General features: G+C 61.7%; 19 protein-coding genes. 17 read left to right on the top strand and 2 right to left on the bottom strand.

Annotation, left to right across the window (positions count from 1 at the left end; genetic code table 11):
• Nucleotides 1-203: 203 nt before the first annotated feature.
• From QO005_RS08060 to QO005_RS07990, 15 genes are all read left to right on the top strand, one after another.
• On the top strand, nt 204-695 hold the full coding sequence (locus tag QO005_RS08060) for a universal stress protein (RefSeq protein ID WP_307157487.1): 492 nt from the start codon (nt 204-206) through the stop codon (nt 693-695).
• Nucleotides 696-846: 151 nt separating this feature from the next.
• On the top strand, nt 847-1,410 hold the full coding sequence (locus QO005_RS08055) for a NifU family protein (RefSeq protein ID WP_307157486.1): 564 nt from the start codon (nt 847-849) through the stop codon (nt 1,408-1,410).
• A 7-nt stretch (nt 1,411-1,417) separates the two neighbouring features.
• Nucleotides 1,418-2,071 (top strand): tRNA (adenosine(37)-N6)-threonylcarbamoyltransferase complex dimerization subunit type 1 TsaB, encoded by a 654-nt coding sequence (gene tsaB / locus QO005_RS08050; protein ID WP_307157485.1) that lies wholly within the window; start codon nt 1,418-1,420, stop codon nt 2,069-2,071.
• Nucleotides 2,072-2,074: 3 nt separating this feature from the next.
• Complete coding sequence (locus QO005_RS08045; protein WP_307157484.1) at nt 2,075-2,572, top strand: GNAT family N-acetyltransferase; 498 nt, start codon at nt 2,075-2,077, stop codon at nt 2,570-2,572.
• 35 nt (nt 2,573-2,607) lie between these two features.
• The gene (locus tag QO005_RS08040; RefSeq protein ID WP_307157483.1) at nt 2,608-3,066 is read left to right on the top strand and encodes a Fur family transcriptional regulator; all 459 of its coding nucleotides are present in this window, start codon (nt 2,608-2,610) and stop codon (nt 3,064-3,066) included.
• A 5-nt stretch (nt 3,067-3,071) separates the two neighbouring features.
• Complete coding sequence (olsA, locus tag QO005_RS08035; protein WP_370878022.1) at nt 3,072-3,869, top strand: lyso-ornithine lipid O-acyltransferase; 798 nt, start codon at nt 3,072-3,074, stop codon at nt 3,867-3,869.
• Between the two features lie 217 nt (nt 3,870-4,086).
• Nucleotides 4,087-5,472 carry a tRNA (N6-isopentenyl adenosine(37)-C2)-methylthiotransferase MiaB gene (miaB, locus tag QO005_RS08030; protein ID WP_307157482.1) on the top strand — a complete coding sequence of 462 codons (1,386 nt, stop codon included), beginning with the start codon at nt 4,087-4,089 and terminating at the stop codon, nt 5,470-5,472.
• 38 nt (nt 5,473-5,510) lie between these two features.
• Entirely contained in the window at nt 5,511-6,596 is a 1,086-nt protein-coding gene (locus tag QO005_RS08025) for a PhoH family protein (RefSeq protein ID WP_307157481.1), read from the top strand.
• A complete protein-coding gene (gene ybeY, locus QO005_RS08020) occupies nt 6,583-7,089 on the top strand; it encodes an rRNA maturation RNase YbeY (protein WP_307157480.1) in 507 nt (168 codons plus the stop codon). Before QO005_RS08025 ends, ybeY begins: the two co-directional genes overlap by 14 nt.
• 11 nt (nt 7,090-7,100) lie before the next feature.
• On the top strand, nt 7,101-8,159 hold the full coding sequence (locus QO005_RS08015) for a hemolysin family protein (RefSeq protein ID WP_307157479.1): 1,059 nt from the start codon (nt 7,101-7,103) through the stop codon (nt 8,157-8,159).
• Nucleotides 8,160-8,421: 262 nt separating this feature from the next.
• The gene (locus tag QO005_RS08010; RefSeq protein ID WP_307157478.1) at nt 8,422-9,942 is read left to right on the top strand and encodes a methyl-accepting chemotaxis protein; all 1,521 of its coding nucleotides are present in this window, start codon (nt 8,422-8,424) and stop codon (nt 9,940-9,942) included.
• Nucleotides 9,943-9,990: 48 nt separating this feature from the next.
• Entirely contained in the window at nt 9,991-10,509 is a 519-nt protein-coding gene (def, locus tag QO005_RS08005; RefSeq protein ID WP_307157477.1) for a peptide deformylase, read from the top strand.
• 96 nt (nt 10,510-10,605) lie between these two features.
• Entirely contained in the window at nt 10,606-11,541 is a 936-nt protein-coding gene (fmt, locus tag QO005_RS08000) for a methionyl-tRNA formyltransferase (RefSeq protein ID WP_307157476.1), read from the top strand.
• Nucleotides 11,541-12,284 carry a tRNA pseudouridine(38-40) synthase TruA gene (gene truA, locus QO005_RS07995; protein ID WP_307157475.1) on the top strand — a complete coding sequence of 248 codons (744 nt, stop codon included), beginning with the start codon at nt 11,541-11,543 and terminating at the stop codon, nt 12,282-12,284. The genes fmt and truA overlap by 1 nt, the downstream gene beginning before the upstream one ends.
• Nucleotides 12,285-12,322: 38 nt before the next feature.
• On the top strand, nt 12,323-13,672 hold the full coding sequence (locus QO005_RS07990; protein WP_307157474.1) for an MATE family efflux transporter: 1,350 nt from the start codon (nt 12,323-12,325) through the stop codon (nt 13,670-13,672).
• Here the strand turns inward: QO005_RS07990 and QO005_RS07985 are convergent.
• Both QO005_RS07985 and QO005_RS07980 read right to left on the bottom strand, forming a co-directional pair.
• Entirely contained in the window at nt 13,648-14,736 is a 1,089-nt protein-coding gene (locus QO005_RS07985; protein ID WP_307157473.1) for a quinone-dependent dihydroorotate dehydrogenase, read from the bottom strand. The two genes, QO005_RS07990 and QO005_RS07985, sit on opposite strands and share 25 nt — an antisense overlap.
• Nucleotides 14,736-15,083 carry a DUF952 domain-containing protein gene (locus tag QO005_RS07980; RefSeq protein WP_307157738.1) on the bottom strand — a complete coding sequence of 116 codons (348 nt, stop codon included), beginning with the start codon at nt 15,081-15,083 and terminating at the stop codon, nt 14,736-14,738. Before QO005_RS07980 ends, QO005_RS07985 begins: the two co-directional genes overlap by 1 nt.
• Nucleotides 15,084-15,199: 116 nt before the next feature.
• Here QO005_RS07980 and QO005_RS07975 point away from each other — a divergent pair, with 116 nt between their 5' ends.
• The gene (locus tag QO005_RS07975) at nt 15,200-15,658 is read left to right on the top strand and encodes a hypothetical protein (protein ID WP_307157472.1); all 459 of its coding nucleotides are present in this window, start codon (nt 15,200-15,202) and stop codon (nt 15,656-15,658) included.
• 184 nt (nt 15,659-15,842) lie between these two features.
• Nucleotides 15,843-16,490: a response regulator transcription factor gene (locus QO005_RS07970; RefSeq protein WP_307157737.1), complete on the top strand. Its 648-nt coding sequence runs from the start codon at nt 15,843-15,845 to the stop codon at nt 16,488-16,490.
• Nucleotides 16,491-16,593 lie beyond the last annotated feature (103 nt).

Genomic DNA, 16,593 nt, shown 5'->3' with positions numbered 1-16,593 from the left:
ACACCCATCCTGATTGAGTTTTGACCCTAGAGCGCTTTTCGATCTGATTGAATCAGATCGGCGCTCTACCGTTTTCTTTTTGAAGCATAATCTTGATCGTCCTCGTTTCACTCCGGTCGGATTATGCTCTAAGTTCCCTCTTCTGGAGGGCGGCGTTTTCGCCGCACCTCCCGGTTGATGAAACAGGGCAGAGCGGGGCATCCATGGTCTCAAAACGTCTTTCGCGGCTGGAAGGGCACCGGCGCAAGTTTCTGGCGGTGATCGATGAGACGCCGGAATGTCTGCGCGCCTTGCACTATGCGGCGCGGCGCGCCAAGAATTCCAATGGCGGGCTGGTGTTGCTCTATGTGATCCCGGAGGGCGACTTCCAGCAATGGTTGGGCGTGGAAGAGATCATGCGCGCCGAGGCCATGGAAGAGGCCGAGGCGGCGACCGCGAAGGCCGCGCAGACGGTGCGTGACACCATCGGCATCGAGCCGGAAATCGTTATTCGTGAGGGTGCCGCCGCCAGTCAGATCCATGCGCTGATCGAGGAAGACCGCGACATCGCCATTCTGGTTCTTGCTGCCGGTTCCGCCAAGGATGGGCCGGGGCCGCTGGTCTCGATGATTGCCGGACGTACTGCGGCTTTCCCCATTCCCGTCACGGTGCTGCCGGATAATCTGAGCGATGAAGAGATCGATGCGTTGTGCTAAGATAGCTGTATCGCGCCCTTGAAGCTTGACTGCAAAAGTCTTATTTTGGAAGAATTCTAAAGTGTTTCCGGGAAAGGTGGGATCCGGTTTTCCCTTGGGAAACACGTCAAAACTCGAAAACTGCGGATGATCTGCCCGCAAGGAGCCCCAGATGTTCATTCAAACGGAAGCCACGCCCAATCCGGCCACGCTGAAATTCCTGCCGGGTAAGGTCGTGCTGGACAATGGCACGGCGGAATTTCGGGATCGCGAGCAGGCGGCGGCCTCGCCGCTTGCGGAGCGGCTATTTGCCATTCCCGGCGTGGCGGCCGTGTTTCTTGGTTATGATTTTGTCACTGTCACTAAGGACGGTGCGGAATGGCCGCATCTGAAGCCTGCTATCCTCGGCACGATCATGGAGCATTTCATGAGCGGCGCGCCGATCATGGGTTCGGCCAGAACGGCGGAAGCCGGGGATCTCGATGGCGAGTTCTTCGATGAGGGCGATGAAACCATCGTCGCGACCATCAAGGAATTGCTGGATACCCGCGTGCGTCCCGCCGTGGCCCAGGACGGCGGCGACATCACCTTCAAGGGTTTTCGCGATGGCAAGGTCTATCTGAACATGAAGGGCTCCTGCGCCGGCTGCCCCTCTTCCACCGCCACGCTGAAGCATGGCGTGCAGAACCTGCTGCGCCATTTCGTGCCGGAAGTGCAGGAAGTCGAGGCGGTCTGATTCCGTCATGATCCTTCTTGCCATCGATACGGCGGGGGCCGATTGCGCCGCCGCCCTTTATGATTCATCTTCGGCAAAGCTGCTGGCCAGCGTGTCGGAACGGATCGGACGTGGCCATGCCGAACGGCTGATGGCGATGATCGACGAGGTGCTGGCAGCGGCGGGCAAGGGCATGCACGAGATCGGCCGCATCGCCGTGGTCATCGGTCCTGGCTCCTTCACCGGCATTCGTGTCGGCCTTGCTGCGGCGCGCGGACTGGCGCTTGCGCTTTCCGCCGACATTGTCGGCGTGACGACGCTTGCCGCGATTGCCGGTGCCGATCAGGCGGAACAGGGTGCGCTTCCCGTTATTGCCGCCATGGATGCCAAGCGGGAAGAGGTCTATGCCCAGAGCTTCGGCGCGGATGGCGGGCCGCTCGATGCGGCGGCGATCATGTCCTACGAGGATTTCAGGGCGCTCTGCGCAAGAACGGGCTTTCGCGTCGCAGGCTCGGGCAGGGCGGTGCTGGGGCTGGATGGGCCTGAGGACGGCGACTGCTTTCCGCTTGCCCAGATTTGCCGTCTGGGTGCGGCGGCTCCGGTTTCGGGCAAGCCGAAGCCGCTTTATCTCAGGGGACCGGATGCCAAGCCGCAAACGGGTTATGCCGTCGCGAGAGCCTGAACCATGATCGACACCCTGTTTTCCTGGAAAGCCGAATATGAAGTGCTTGCCATGGAGAGCCGTGACTGTGCCGAAGTGGCGGAACTGCATGCCGAACGCTTTCCAAGGCCTTGGACGGATGGGGAATTCGTCAGCCTGCTGTCCCAGTCCACCACCTTCGGCTTTGTCGCGCGTCCCACCAACAATCTCGTGTTCAAGCCTGCCTTGAGCGGTTTCGTCCTGGCGCGCCAGGTGGCAGGCGAGGCGGAAATCCTGACCGTGGCCGTGCAGGAAAAGGCAGGCCGTGCGGGTCTTGGCTGGCGGTTGATGCAGGCTGCCCTGCGCCAGGCCGCACTGGATGGTGGCCAGACGATGTTTCTGGAGGTGGAGGAAGGCAATAGCCCTGCCATCGGTCTTTACCGCAAGCTGGGCTTTGAGGTGGCGGGCAGACGGCCGGCCTATTATACCGATGCCGAGGGCCGCAGAACGGCTGCGCTTGTCATGCGGCGCGATCTTCGTTAACTGCTGTGTTTTGTTCCGGCAGGTTTGAGTTTTTCATGACGGCACCCCAGAAAACCCTGGAAGAGCTTTGCACCGAGCGCGGCATGCGCATGACCGAGCAGAGGCGCATTATTGCCCGTATTCTGCAGGACTCCGAGGACCATCCCGATGTCGAGGAGCTTTACCGCCGCTCCTCCGCCATCGACAGCCGCATTTCGATTTCCACGGTCTATCGGACGGTGAAGCTGTTCGAGGACGCAGGCATCATCGCCCGCCACGATTTCCGCGATGGCCGCTCGCGCTTCGAGACCGTTCCGGACGAGCACCATGATCACCTCATCAATGTCCAGTCGGGCGCGGTCATCGAATTCTACTCCGCGGAACTGGAAGCGCTGCAGGAAAAGATTGCGCGCGAACTTGGCTTCCAACTGGTCGGTCATCGGCTGGAGCTTTATGGAGTTCCGCTCGACCGCGACAAGGAGGACGCCAATCATCCTCCGGAAAAGCAGGGCTGACTGACGTGATTCTGCGCATCCGGGCTGTCGTGCTGCTTTGCCTCCTGGCTATCGTCACCTTTTTCATGCTGCCGGTACAATTGCTGGGGCTGGCTTTCGACTGGAAGATTCGTCGCTTCCTACCGCGCTACTGGCACAAGGTGGCCTGTTTTGCGCTGGGGGTGAAGGTGCGGGTGCATGGCGAAATTGCGCGCCGCCGCCCGTTGATGCTTTCGGCCAATCACTGTTCGTGGCTGGACATCATGGTGCTGAGTTCCGTTGCCGATGTCGCCTTTATTGCCAAGACGGAAGTAGCGGACTGGCCGATCTTCGGGACGCTGGCCAAATTGCAGAAGAGCGTCTTCGTCAAGCGCGAGGAAAAGCGCTCTACCGGCAAGCAGGCCAATGACATTGCCGAGCGCATGGCGGCGGGTGAGATCGTCGTGCTGTTTCCCGAGGGCACGACCTCGGACGGCAACCGGCTGCTGCCCACCAAATCCTCGCTCTATGGCGCCGCCGCCATGGCGCTGCCGCTGGCGCCGGAGGGCACGGTCTATGTTCAGCCGGTGGCTATTGCCTATACCGGCATTCAGGGCATGCCGATGGGGCGCTACTATCGCCCGGTCGTCAGCTGGCCGGGAGACGTGACGCTGCCGCCGCATCTGGCAGGATTGCTGCGCGTGGGCGCGGTGGAAGTGGATGTCTGCTTTGGGCCGCCGGAGGAATATCGCGAAGGGGTGAACCGCAAGCACCTCGCCAGCAGCGTGGAGCGGCGCATCCGCGCCATGCTGAGTGCGAAGCTGCTGGGCCGGGAACTTCCATAGGACGGAAAACCGGTGTCCACTTTTCCTGGAAACACTCTCGCTGTTTACTTTACGTGTTTCCGCACGGGAAACCGGCCCCCACTTTTCCTGGAAACACTTTCGCTGTTTATTTTACGTGTTTCCGGACGGAAAACCGGTCCCCACTTTTCCTGGAAACACTTTGCGGGCTGGTGAATTCGCTTCACAGCCATGGGGTGCTTGCTGTAAAAGCCCGCCCATGACCCAGGACATCCAAACCCTTGCAGAGCCAGCGGCCGAACCGCGCAAGGTCTTCATCAAGACCTATGGCTGCCAGATGAATGTGTATGACAGCAGCCGCATGGCCGATGCGCTGGCGGCGGAAGGCTATGAGCCGACCGAAAATGTCGATGAGGCAAGCCTTGTGCTGCTCAATACCTGCCATATCCGCGAAAAGGCGGCGGACAAGGTCTATTCCGCCCTTGGCCGATTGCGCGAGATGAAGAAGACGCGCACGGCGGAAGGCAAGGAATTCACCATCGGCGTTGCGGGCTGCGTGGCCCAGGCCGAGGGCGAGGAAATCATTCGCCGCGAGCCCGGGGTGGATATCGTCATCGGCCCGCAGACCTATCATCGCCTGCCTGCTGCCCTGAAACAGGTGCGCACCGGCCGCCGCGTGGTCGATACCGAATATGCGGTGGAAGACAAGTTCGAGCATCTGCCGGATCCGAAGAAGGTGGCCGGGCGTCCGCGCATGGTCACGGCGTTTTTGACCGTTCAGGAAGGCTGCGACAAGTTCTGCACCTTCTGCGTCGTGCCCTATACGCGCGGTTCGGAAGTGTCGCGTCCGCTGGCGCAGATCCTGCGCGAGGCGGAAAAGCTGGTGGCCAACGGCGTAAAGGAAATCACCCTGCTTGGCCAGAACGTCAATGCCTGGCATGGCGAGGATGAGAAGGGCCGCCCCATGGGGCTCGGCGATCTTCTCTACCGGCTGGCCGAGGTGCCGGGCATTGCGCGGCTGCGCTACACGACCAGCCATCCCCGCGACATGGATGACCGGCTGATCGAGGCGCATCGCGATCTCCGGCTGCTGATGCCCTATCTGCACCTGCCGGTACAGGCAGGCTCCGACCGGATTTTGAAGGCGATGAACCGCCGCCACAAGGCAGCCGATTATACTGCCCTGATCGACCGCATCCGCACGGCGCGCCCGGACATCGCGCTTTCCGGCGATTTCATCGTCGGCTTCCCGGGCGAGACGGATGCCGATTTCGAGGCGACGATGCGGCTGGTTGAAACCATCGGCTACGCTCAGGCGTTTTCGTTCAAATATTCCACCCGTCCGGGCACGCCGGGGGCGGAGCTGACGGATCAGGTGCCGGAGGAGGTCAAGACCGAGCGGCTGGCGCGGCTGCAGGAATTGCTGTTGAAACAGCAGCATGATTTCGCCCGTTCGCTGGTGGGCAAGACCATGGATATCCTGCTGGAAAAGCCTGGCCGCATGGACGGCCAGATGATCGGTCGTTCGCCCTGGCTGCAATCGGTGAATGTTGATGCAAAAACTTTGCAAATCGGCGACATTATTCATGTACGAATCACCGATACCGGCCCAAACAGCTTGTTTGCCGAGGTGGCACAGGGTTAGAGTGGGGGCAGGAACCATCGTAACAGGAGCCTGATCGCTTGAACGGACAGGAAGTGGTATCTTCACCCTCGCGCAACACCAAGAGTGCAGCGTCCGACGCCAATCACTTCATCTTGACCTTCGAGAACAACCGACTTGCCAGTGAGCTGTTCGGTCAGTTCGATCAGAATTTGAAGCTTCTGGAGCAGCGCCTCCACATCGATGCCCGAGCGCGAGGCAATTCCGTCGCGATTTCCGGCGATGTCGTGGCGACCAACCAGGCGCGGCGCGCCCTCGATTACCTCTATGCACGGCTGCAGAGCGGCGGCACGGTCGAGCTTTCCGATGTGGAAGGGGCGATCCGCATGGCGGCTGCCGCCGACGATCAGCTGACGCTGCCGACGCTGGAGCGCAAATCGCGTCTGACCATGGCGCAGATTTCAACCCGCAAGAAAACCGTCGTGGCCCGGACGCCGACGCAGGACGCCTATATGCGGGCGCTTGAGCGTTCCGAACTCGTCTTCGGTGTCGGTCCCGCCGGGACGGGCAAGACCTATCTGGCCGTGGCCCATGCCGCGCAATTGCTGGAGCGCGGCGCCGTCGATCGCATCATTCTTTCCCGCCCCGCCGTGGAGGCGGGTGAACGTCTCGGCTTCCTGCCGGGCGACATGAAGGAGAAGGTCGATCCCTATCTGCGTCCGCTTTACGATGCGCTTTATGACATGATCCCCGGCGACAAGGTGGAGCGGGCCATCACTGCCGGTGTCATCGAAATTGCGCCGCTTGCCTTCATGCGCGGGCGAACACTGGCCAATGCCGCCGTCATTCTCGATGAGGCGCAGAACACAACATCCATGCAGATGAAGATGTTTCTGACCCGTCTTGGCGAGAATGCCCGGATGATCGTCACCGGTGACCCCAGCCAGGTGGACCTGCCGCGCGGCGTCAAATCCGGTCTGGTGGAGGCGCTGCAGATCCTGCAGGGCGTAGAGGGCGTGTCCTTCGTGCAGTTCAAGGATGTCGATGTGGTGCGTCACCCGCTTGTCGGACGCATCGTCAGGGCCTATGACGCCCAATATGCCGAGCGGGCCGAGCCTGTTCCGGCGGTGATGGGTGAAGCAGAAAGCCGAGATGAGCAAGCTTGACATACAGGTCGCCGTCGAAGACGGCGACTGGCCTTCAGAGGCCGAACTGGAAGCAATGAGCGCCCGTGTTCTGGGCGCTGCCGCTGATTTTCTTCTGCGGGAGGAAGAGCAGCCCTTCCCGGACATGCCGGTGGAGGTTTCGCTGGTCTTCACCAATGACGAGGAGATCAGGGGCATCAATGCCGAATGGCGCAGCCAGGACAAGCCGACCAATGTCCTGTCCTTTCCGGCCTTTCCCATCATACCCGGCGACAGGCCGGGGCCGATGCTGGGCGATATCATCATTGCGCGGGAAACGGTGCAGCGGGAAGCGGTTGATCTTGAGAAGAGTTTCAGCGAACATCTGACGCATTTGATGGTTCATGGATTTCTCCACCTTTTCGGCTATGATCATATGACCACCGAGGACGCGGAGGAAATGGAAGGGCTTGAGACTCGCATTCTGGCGGAGCTTGGCCTATCTGACCCCTATGCGGGGCAGGAAACAGTTTGATAGATGGAACGATGAGCGATTTTTCGACACGACCGGCGGCGGAGACCGCAACGAGCCAGGACGGCTCTTCTTCTGAAGAAGGCTCCAGTAGCTCTCACCGAAGTCCCGCGGCGTCAAAGCCGCATTCCTTCTGGGCGCGTGCCGCCCGCATTCTGAGGCCGTCGAGCGCGGAAACCCTGCGCGAGGATATTGCCGACGCGCTTTTGACGGCCCCTGCCGCCAACGAGGCCTTTTCTCCTGAAGAGCGCACCATGCTCAACAACATTCTCCGCTTCCGCGAGGTGCGGGTGGAGGATGTGATGGTGCCCCGCTCGGATATCGAGGGCGTCGATCTTTCCGTGACCGTGGGTGAGTTGATGGCACTGTTCCAGGAAAGCGGCCATTCGCGCATGCCTGTCTATTGCGAAACCCTGGACGATCCGCGCGGCATGGTGCATATCCGCGACCTTCTCTCCTACATCACCCTCAAGGCCATGCAGGATGGCGGGCTGGATCTGGCGAAGGTGGATCTGAGTGTTTCGCTGGAGCAGGCGGGCATCATGCGCTCCATCCTTTTCGTGCCGCCCTCCATGCAGGCCGCCGATCTGTTGAGCCGCATGCAGGCGGCCCGCACGCAGATGGCGCTGGTCATCGACGAGCATGGCGGCACCGATGGTCTCGTTTCCCACGAAGACATCGTGGAAATGGTGGTGGGCGACATTGATGACGAGCATGACAAGGATGAGGCGCTGGTCACCCGGGTCTCCGAAGACGTCTATATTGCCGATGCCCGCATCGAGCTTGAGGAAATCGCCGAGGCCGTCGGTCCCGATTTCGACGTCAGCGAGGAGATGGAGGAAGTCGATACGCTGGGCGGCCTGATTTCCTCGGCGCTTGGCCGCATTCCGGCGCGTGGCGAAATCGTCGATGCCGTGCCCGGTTTCGAACTGCATATTCTCGAAGCCGATCCCCACCGTATCAAGCGTGTCAGGATCACGCGCATGGCTCCGATCGCAAGGCGCAAGCAGTCGCCGGAGGCCGGAACGGCTGAGACCGTGCTGGAAGCCACGTCTGGAGATCCGGCTGCCTGAGGCGGCCGGATGCAATGCATTTAATATTAGAATTATTTAAAATATCTTTTGTTAAAGATAAAATTTACCACCGTCCCTCATGCTCGCCTGAGACGCAAAACCAATCCGGCATAACCGAAGCGCGCAATGGGCGCAGGCCATGACACGGGCAGCGATCATGCTGCGAAGCGTCAGCGCAAAGCTTTACAGAAGCATCCGGTGTCCTGAAAACCGGGTTTGTAAAGCTGCGCGGAGCAATGACAATTTTGGAGGGAGAGGGTAGATGGCGCGTTCACAGGAAGAGGAAGGTCTGGCAAAACGGTTGGACTTCATGGGGCTCGACAGCGCTTCGCTTGCAGTGCTGCAGGAGATATCTCCGGCCATCAAGGCCCATATCGGTGCTGCCCTGGACAGTTTCTACGGCAAGGTAAAGTCCACGCCGGAGACGGCGCGCTTTTTCCGCAATGACGCGCATATCAATGGCGCCAAAGGTTTGCAGCAGCAGCATTGGGCCACCGTCACCGGCGCGAAATACGACCAGCAGTATGTGAAGGGCGTGCAGGCCATCGGGCGGGCGCATGCCCGCATCGGGCTGGAGCCGCGCTGGTATATCGGCGGTTACGCGCTGATCGTCGAGAAACTGGTGCAGGCGATGATGCAGGAGCGCTGGCCGAGCCGTTTCGGCAAAGCCAATGCCGGAAAGCTCTCCCGTGAGGTCGGGGTTCTGGTCAAGGCGGCGATGCTGGACATGGATTATTCCATCTCCGTCTATCTGGAGAGCCTGGAAGAGGAGCGGCGGCAGGCGGAGGCCGCGAAACTGAAGGCGGAAGAAGAGCAGAAGCAGGCGCTGGCGGCGCTCAAGACAGCGCTGTCCAAGCTGGCGCATGGCGATCTGGAATATCAACTGCCGTCCGACCTGCCTGCCGAGTTTCAGGAACTGGCGCAGGATTATAACGCCACCGTTCAGACCTTGCGTGGGACGCTAGGCACGGTGCGGGAGGCGGGTGACGAGATTCTGAAATCCACTCGCGCCATTGCCGATGCCGCCGACAATCTGGCCCAGCGGACCGAACAGCAGGCCGCAGGCTTGCAGGAAAGCACCACGGCGCTGACCGAACTGACCGGCAATGTCGCGCTGGCGGCTGAAGGCGCTCACAAGGCTTCCGATCTGGTGCGCGAGACGCTGGAGGAGGCGCAAAGCTCCGGCGTCGTCGTGACCCGTGCGGTGGATGCCATGGGGGCGATCGAACAATCGTCGGACCGGATTTCGAAAATCATCGGGGTGATCGACGAGATCGCCTTCCAGACCAATCTTCTGGCGCTGAATGCCGGTGTCGAGGCAGCGCGCGCCGGCGAGGCCGGGCGCGGTTTTGCCGTGGTCGCGCAGGAGGTGCGCGATCTGGCGCAGCGCTGCGCCAATGCCGCGCGCGAGATCAAGGGGCTGATTTCGGAAAGCTCGGCCCAGGTGCAGAACGGCGTGGAACTGGTGCATGGCGCGGGCGATGCGCTGGGCAAGATCATCACCCGTATCGATGAGGTCAACGCCATCGTCAGCCGCATCGCCGCCGCATCCGCCGATCAGTCGAGCGGTCTCAAGGAGGTGAATTCCGCCATTGGCAGCATGGACGGCATCACCCAGCAAAACGCCGCCATGGTGGAGGAAACCTCTGCCCAGACGGCGACGCTGCGCGAGGAGGTGGAGCGGCTGGTGCATTCGCTGCAGCATTTCCGCACGCGGCCACACGCGGCGGGGCGCGGGCCGGATATGGCAACAGCGCTTTCTCCGCTGAAACGGGCGGTGTGACAGGTCTTCCCTATTTCCTTGCGGAATATGATGGGGTAAGGGAAGCCCATGACGACAAAGCCTATCATCATTCTTCCCGATCCCCTGCTGCGTCAGGTCTCCCAGCCCATCGAGCGGGTGGATGACGACCTGAACCGGTTGATCGACGACATGTTCGAAACCATGTATGAGGCGCCCGGCATCGGGCTCGCCGCCATTCAGGTGGCTGTGCCGCGCCGCCTGCTGGTGATCGATCTGGCCCGCGAGGGGGAGCCGAAGGAACCGCTGACCTTCATCAATCCCGAGATCATCCGCTCGTCGGACGAGCGCTCCACCTATGAGGAAGGCTGCCTGTCCATTCCGGATTACTATGCCGAAGTGGAGCGCCCGGCCTCCATCACCGTCAAATCGCTGGATCGCCACGGCAAGGAACAGATCACCGAGGCCGATGGCCTGCTGGCCACCTGTCTACAGCACGAAATCGACCATCTGAACGGCACGCTGTTCATCGATCACATTTCGCGGCTGAAGCGGGACATGGTGATCAAGAAATTCACCAAGGCGGCCAAGGGCAAAGCAGGGCTCTGAAGCATTTCCAGAAAAAGTGGAAACCGGTTTTCCGTCCGGAAATGCGTAAAAACAAAAGCCCAGAACTCTCCTTGAAGCGACCAGAGGAAGCAGAGCATGGCACTTTCCATCATCTTCATGGGGACGCCCGCTTTCTCGGTGCCGACGCTTCAGGCGCTGGCCGAGGCGGGGCACAGGATCGTTTGCGTCTATAGCCAGCCACCGCGCCCGGCAGGGCGGCGCGGGCTCGATCTCACCAAATCTCCTGTGCATGAGGCTGCCGAGCAGTTGGGCCTTGCGGTGCGCACGCCTTTGAACTTCAAGGCGGAGGAAGATCGTGCTGCCTTTGCCGCGCTTGACGCCGATGTGGCGGTGGTGGTGGCCTATGGTCTGCTTTTGCCACAGGCCGTTCTCGAGGGCACGCGGCTCGGCTGCTATAACGGCCATGCTTCCCTGTTGCCGCGCTGGCGTGGCGCTGCTCCCATCCAGCGCGCCATCATGGCCGGCGATACCGAGACGGGCATGATGGTGATGAAGATGGACAAGGGGCTCGATACCGGCCCGGTCGCCCTGACCCGGCGCGTGCCAATCCCGCCGGCCATGACAGCCGGTGAACTGCACGACTCCATGAGCCTTGTGGGTGCTGAGGCCATGGTCGAGGCCATGGCGCGGCTGGAGGCGGGCGACCTGCCGCTGACGCCGCAGCCGGAAGAGGGCGTGCTCTATGCCGCCAAGATCGACAAGGCCGAAACCCGCATCGATTTTTCCCGCTCTGCCTGGACCGTGCACAATCACATTCGCGGCCTTTCGCCCTTTCCCGGAAGCTGGTGCGAAATCACCATCAATGGCAAGCCGGAGCGGGTGAAGATCCTGGCGAGCGAAGTGACGGACGGCAAAGGCCAGCCGGGCGTGGTGCTGGACGAGCGCCTGGCTGTTGGCTGTGGCGACGGTGCGGTCCGACTGATGCGTTTGCAGCGTGCGGGCGGCAAGCCGCTGGCGGCGGAGGATTTCCTGCGCGGCACGCCCATCTCCAAGGGCGCGGAGATCGGCTGATGCCCCGCTTCAAGATGACCGTCGAATATGACGGCACACCCTATGTCGGCTGGCAAAGGCAGGAAAACGGCCCCTCCGTTCAAGGCGCGCTGGAAGCGGCGATCCTGTCGCTCACGGGAGAGACGGTGTCCATTCGTGGTGCGGGCCGCACCGATTCCGGTGTGCATGCCCTGGGACAGGTGATCCATGCCGATCTGACGCGCGCCTGGCAGCCCTATAAGCTGCGCAATGCGCTGAATGCGCATCTGGCGCTGGCGGGCGAGGCGGTGAGCGTACTCGATGTCGAGGCGGTCACAGAGGCATTCGACGCCCGTTTTTCCGCCACCAAACGGCATTATCTCTATCGCATCATCTCCCGGCCCTCGCGGCTGGCCGTCGAGGCCCACCGCGCCTGGTGGGTGGCGAAAATTCTCGATCACGAGGCCATGCATGCTGCGGCGCAGCAATTGGTTGGGCATCATGATTTCACCACCTTCCGCTCCGCCCATTGTCAGGCCAACAGCCCGGTTCGCACACTTGACCGGCTGGATGTGACACGGCAGGGCGACCTCATCGAGATCCGCGCTTCGGCCCAAAGCTTTCTGCACAACCAGATCCGCTCTTTTGCCGGAACGCTGAAGCTGGCGGGCGAAGGCAAGATGACCCTTGATGATGTGCGTGCCGCGCTGGAGGCCCGGGATCGGGCCGCCTGCGGGCCTGTCGCGCCGCCGGAGGGGCTGTATTTCATGAAGGTTGATTATTAAGAGTAAGTATTTACTTACGTTTCCGGAGGAATTGGATCATGCTTGCTGCCAGCCCTTCGGGCCAACCCCAGGCCTTTTCCGTTACCCATACCAGCGTGCTGACCATCGCCGTGCCGATGACCATTGGCTATATCACCACGCCATTGCTGGGGCTGACCGATACGGCGGTGATTGGCCATACCGGCGAGGCGGCAGCATTGGCGGGGCTCGCCATCGGGGCGGCCTTGTTTGATCTTCTCTTTTCCAGCCTGAATTTCCTGCGCGCTTCCACCACGGCTTTGGTGGCGCAAGCCTTTGGCCGGGGCGATGAGGCAGAGCAGATGGCGGTCTTCTGCCGGGCGCTGATCCTGTCCGTGGGTCTGGGGCTTCTGTTGCTTCTCGCCTCGCCGCTGCTTTTGAAGGTGGGCCTGTCGCTGATGGGAGCGGAAGGGCGGGTGGCGGAGGTGACCTCCACCTATTTCTCCATCCGTATTCTGGCCGGCCCGTTGTCGCTGGCCAATTTCACCGTCATGGGTTTCATCCTGGGGCGGGGCAGGGGCTCGACGGCGCTTGGCCTGCAAATCCTGCTGAACGGTGTCAATATCCTGCTTTCCATCCTGCTGGGGCTCAGCCTGGGCTGGGGGGTGCGGGGTGTTGCCTGGGGCGCCTTTGCCGGTGAAGCGACGGCGCTTGTCGCGGGGCTGACCCTGATCTTTGCAAAACGCGGCGGCCAGCCCCTGCCATCGCTGCCGACGCTTCTGGACCGGCAGGAATTGCGGCGGCTTTTCACGCTCAATCGCGATATTCTCATCCGCAGTTTCGTGCTGGTCGCCGCCTTCACGCTGTTGACGCGGATCGGCACCGGCTTCGGGGCCGTGGTGTTGGCGGCCAATGCGGTGCTGTTGAATTTCTTCATGGTGGCGAGCTTCTATCTCGACGGCATCGCGGCGGCGGCGGAGCAGATCATTGGCCGGGCGGTGGGCGCGCTTTATCGCCCCGCCTTCGTAAAGGCGGTAAAGCTGACCGGCCTGTGGTCGCTGGGACTGGCGCTGACCAGCACGCTGTTTTTCCTGCTGTTCGGGCCGGCGCTGATCGACCTGATGACCACGGCGGAGGAGGTGCGCGCCGCAGCAAGGCTCTTCCTGCCCTGGGCGGCCGTCACGGCGTTGACCGGGGCGCTGGCCTTCCAGATGGACGGAATTTTCATCGGCGCCGCCTGGTCCGGCGATATGCGCAACATGATGCTGGCGGCCTTTGCCGCCTATCTGGCGGGGCTTGCCATCTTTGTCCCACTTCTCGGCAATCACGGGCTCTGGCTGGGGCTCAACCTGTTTCTCGCCTGCCGGGGGCTGTTACTGCTCTCCCGGCTGAGGCGGCGGGCCGATCAGACCTTTACCGAAAGCCAGTAATCCAGACGGCTGTCACGCAGGTCGCGCAGCGAGGAGGCGCCTTCCTCCGTCAGGGCTGCCGAAAGGCCGTGCACGATTTCGGCAGGCAGGCCCGGCCCCTCATAGACCATGCAGGAATAAAGCTGCACCAGATCGGCTCCCGCCCGGATTTTTTCCAGCGCCGTCTTGGCGGAGGAAATGCCGCCGACACCGATGATCGGCAGGTCCTTGCCCACACGCTTGCGCATGCGCGCCAAGACAGCGGTGGACCGCGCAAAGACGGGTTTGCCGGAAAGCCCGCCCGTTTCGCCGGTAAACCGCTCCGGCCGCAATTCCGCGCGCGACAGCGTGGTGTTGGAGACGATCAACCCGTCCAGATCCCGCGCCAGCACCACTTCGGCAATGTCATCCATGCCTTCCTCGGTGAGGTCAGGGGCGATCTTCAGAAACACAGGCACCCGCCGGCCCGCTTTTTCGGCTTCCTCGGCCCGGGCTTCCAGCACCCGGTCCAGAAGTTCGCCCAGGCTTTCCTTGGCTTGCAGATCCCTGAGGCCCGGCGTGTTGGGAGAGGAGATATTGGCGGTGAAATAGGAGGCAAGCCCATAGAAACGGCGAATACCGGCGACATAATCGCCGATCCGGTCCTCGGCATCCTTGTTGGCGCCGATATTGACGCCGACAATGCCGGGACGGCCCCGGCGGGCCTCCAGCCGCGCCAGAACGGCATCGTGGCCCTCATTGTTGAAGCCCAGCCGGTTGATCAGCCCTTCATTACGCACCAGCCTGAACACGCGGGGTTTCGGATTTCCGGCCTGCGGTTTCGGCGTGACGGTGCCGATCTCGGCAAAGCCGAAGCCGAGGCCCAGCAATTCATCCGGCACCTCGGCGTTCTTGTCATAGCCTGCCGCCATGCCGACGGGATTGGGAAAAACAAGGCCCGCCAAGGTTTGCGCCAGGCGGGGATCGACCGGGTGCTGGCGGCGGATGAGGCTGCTGGTCTTCAGCCCGGCAATGGAGAGCTTGTGGGCCGTTTCTCCCTCGAAAAGAAAGAGGCTGGGCCGTGCGAAGGTCTTGAACACGCTCATCAGGCGATCTCCTCGGGAAACTGGTGGCGGCCATCGGCGCCAAGGGGCAGCGGTTTGATCCAGAGCACGGCGTTGAGTGGCAGACTGCCGTAAAGATGGGGAAAGAGATCGCCGCCACGCGAGGGCTCATATCGCAGCGCATCGCCCAGCGTCCCGGGATCAACGGCGGCCAGTAGCAGGCCGGACTGACCGGTAAAATGCCTCTCCGCCGTCTCCCGCACCTGGGCGGCGGTGGATAAATGAATGAAGCCATCGGCATGATCGACCGGGGCACCGGCAAAGACGCCCGCCTTTTCGGCCTCCTGCCATAATTCCTCGGAAAGGATCTTGTATATCGCCATGGTCATGATCTTGTCCCCGGAGCAGATGATCCGGGTTTGCCGCAAAGCGGCGCGCTTGTCCATGCGCTTGTCCGCAGCCTTTTGAAACGCAACCCGGCCATTACCGTTTTTTGGAGGAAAACATGAGGTTCGCAGCATTTCCGACCCGGCAGAACGGCGTGCGTTTTCTGGCGCTGAGCCTTCTTCTGGCGGCCTTCGCGCCGCAGGCAGGGGCCGAGGACGATGGCAAGGGCCGTTTCCGCATGCTGGAAAAGGGCGACAGCGTCATCAGGCTCGATACCGAAACCGGGGCCATGTCGATCTGTCAGGAAAAGGATGGTGAACTCCTGTGCCGTCTGGGCGCGGATGAGCGCCAGGCCTATCAGGAGGATATGGAGCGGCTGGAAAAGCGGGTCGAGGCGCTGGAAAAGAAGGCTGCGGTCTCGGGCGGCGGCGTGCCCTCCGACGAGGAGGTGGACCGGTCCCTCTCGATCATGGAGCGGATGATGCGGCGGTTCTTCGGGCTGATCGAGGAGTTCCGAGCATTTCCGGGAAAAGTAGACGCCGGTTTTCCGCCCGGAAATGCAAAAACGAAAGCTTAGCTCAGGCGGGAAGCCAGCAAAACAACCGGCGGCGGCATATAGACCATTGTCTGAAATCTGACTTGGGGCTAAAACATTGTAACAACGGATGATCGCGGCGCGGCATGCAGGGTTTGACCCCGCTGCGACCGTTTCGGCAGGGAGTGGCCGAAGCGTGATCCATGCTCTTGGGAGGGGGCATATGATGGCCGAAGGAACAATCCTTATTGCAGATGACCACCCGCTGTTTCGCGGCGCGCTCCGTCAGGCCGTGGATGGCATGGCGGAAATCGGCCACGTTGTCGAGGCGGGGGATTTCGACACCGCCCGCAAGGTGGCCTCTGACAATCCGGAGGCGGATGTCATGCTGCTCGATCTGGCGATGCCGGGCGTCAGCGGGTTTTCCGGGCTGATGACGCTGCGGGCAGAATTTGCCAGCCTGCCCATCATCATCTGTTCCGCCACCGATGACAGCGCCACGGTGCGCCGCTCGCTGGAACTGGGTGCCTCCGGCTTCATCTCCAAATCCTCGGGCATCGAGGAAATCCGCGCCGCCATCCGCTCGGTGCTCAGCGGCGATATCTGGACCCCCGCCAGCTATGATGGCGCGCAGGAGCAGGATCCCGAACTGGCCGATCTGATGGCCCGGCTCAGAACGCTGACGCCGCAGCAGAGCCGGGTGCTCGGCATGTTGTGCGAGGGATTGCTCAACAAGCAGATCGCCTATGAACTGGGGGTCTCCGAGGCCACCATCAAGGCGCATGTCTCGGCCATCCTGCTCAAGCTCAAGGTCGATAGCCGCACCCAGGCGGTGATCCAGCTTGGCCGGTTGAACATGGCGCTGGTCGCCTGATGGCCGTATCGGGGTGTTCCTGGCCCATATTCTCTTTCTTTCCGTCCAGATTTAAGGATTTTATTCCTTATCCATCTTTACTCCGCGCCCGATCTGCCCAATA

The sequence above is a fragment of the Allorhizobium paknamense genome, assembly GCF_030815125.1.
Classification (GTDB): domain Bacteria; phylum Pseudomonadota; class Alphaproteobacteria; order Rhizobiales; family Rhizobiaceae; genus Allorhizobium; species Allorhizobium paknamense.
Note: the sequence above shows the minus strand (reverse complement) of the source record. Positions and strands in the feature narration are given on the sequence as shown.

Excerpts from the sequence above, each read along its gene's own strand:
- QO005_RS08060 (WP_307157487.1), top strand. The coding sequence starts at position 204 with ATGGTCTCAAAACGTCTTTCGCGGCTGGAAGGGCACCGGCGCAAGTTT.
- QO005_RS08055 (WP_307157486.1), top strand. The coding sequence starts at position 847 with ATGTTCATTCAAACGGAAGCCACGCCCAATCCGGCCACGCTGAAATTC.
- tsaB (WP_307157485.1), top strand. The coding sequence starts at position 1,418 with ATGATCCTTCTTGCCATCGATACGGCGGGGGCCGATTGCGCCGCCGCC.
- QO005_RS08045 (WP_307157484.1), top strand. The coding sequence starts at position 2,075 with ATGATCGACACCCTGTTTTCCTGGAAAGCCGAATATGAAGTGCTTGCC.
- QO005_RS08040 (WP_307157483.1), top strand. The coding sequence starts at position 2,608 with ATGACGGCACCCCAGAAAACCCTGGAAGAGCTTTGCACCGAGCGCGGC.
- miaB (WP_307157482.1), top strand. The coding sequence starts at position 4,087 with ATGACCCAGGACATCCAAACCCTTGCAGAGCCAGCGGCCGAACCGCGC.
- ybeY (WP_307157480.1), top strand. The coding sequence starts at position 6,583 with ATGAGCAAGCTTGACATACAGGTCGCCGTCGAAGACGGCGACTGGCCT.
- QO005_RS08015 (WP_307157479.1), top strand. The coding sequence starts at position 7,101 with ATGAGCGATTTTTCGACACGACCGGCGGCGGAGACCGCAACGAGCCAG.
- QO005_RS08010 (WP_307157478.1), top strand. The coding sequence starts at position 8,422 with ATGGCGCGTTCACAGGAAGAGGAAGGTCTGGCAAAACGGTTGGACTTC.
- def (WP_307157477.1), top strand. The coding sequence starts at position 9,991 with ATGACGACAAAGCCTATCATCATTCTTCCCGATCCCCTGCTGCGTCAG.
- fmt (WP_307157476.1), top strand. The coding sequence starts at position 10,606 with ATGGCACTTTCCATCATCTTCATGGGGACGCCCGCTTTCTCGGTGCCG.
- truA (WP_307157475.1), top strand. The coding sequence starts at position 11,541 with ATGCCCCGCTTCAAGATGACCGTCGAATATGACGGCACACCCTATGTC.
- QO005_RS07990 (WP_307157474.1), top strand. The coding sequence starts at position 12,323 with ATGCTTGCTGCCAGCCCTTCGGGCCAACCCCAGGCCTTTTCCGTTACC.
- QO005_RS07985 (WP_307157473.1), bottom strand. The coding sequence starts at position 14,736 with ATGAGCGTGTTCAAGACCTTCGCACGGCCCAGCCTCTTTCTTTTCGAG.
- QO005_RS07980 (WP_307157738.1), bottom strand. The coding sequence starts at position 15,083 with ATGACCATGGCGATATACAAGATCCTTTCCGAGGAATTATGGCAGGAG.
- QO005_RS07975 (WP_307157472.1), top strand. The coding sequence starts at position 15,200 with ATGAGGTTCGCAGCATTTCCGACCCGGCAGAACGGCGTGCGTTTTCTG.
- QO005_RS07970 (WP_307157737.1), top strand. The coding sequence starts at position 15,843 with ATGGCCGAAGGAACAATCCTTATTGCAGATGACCACCCGCTGTTTCGC.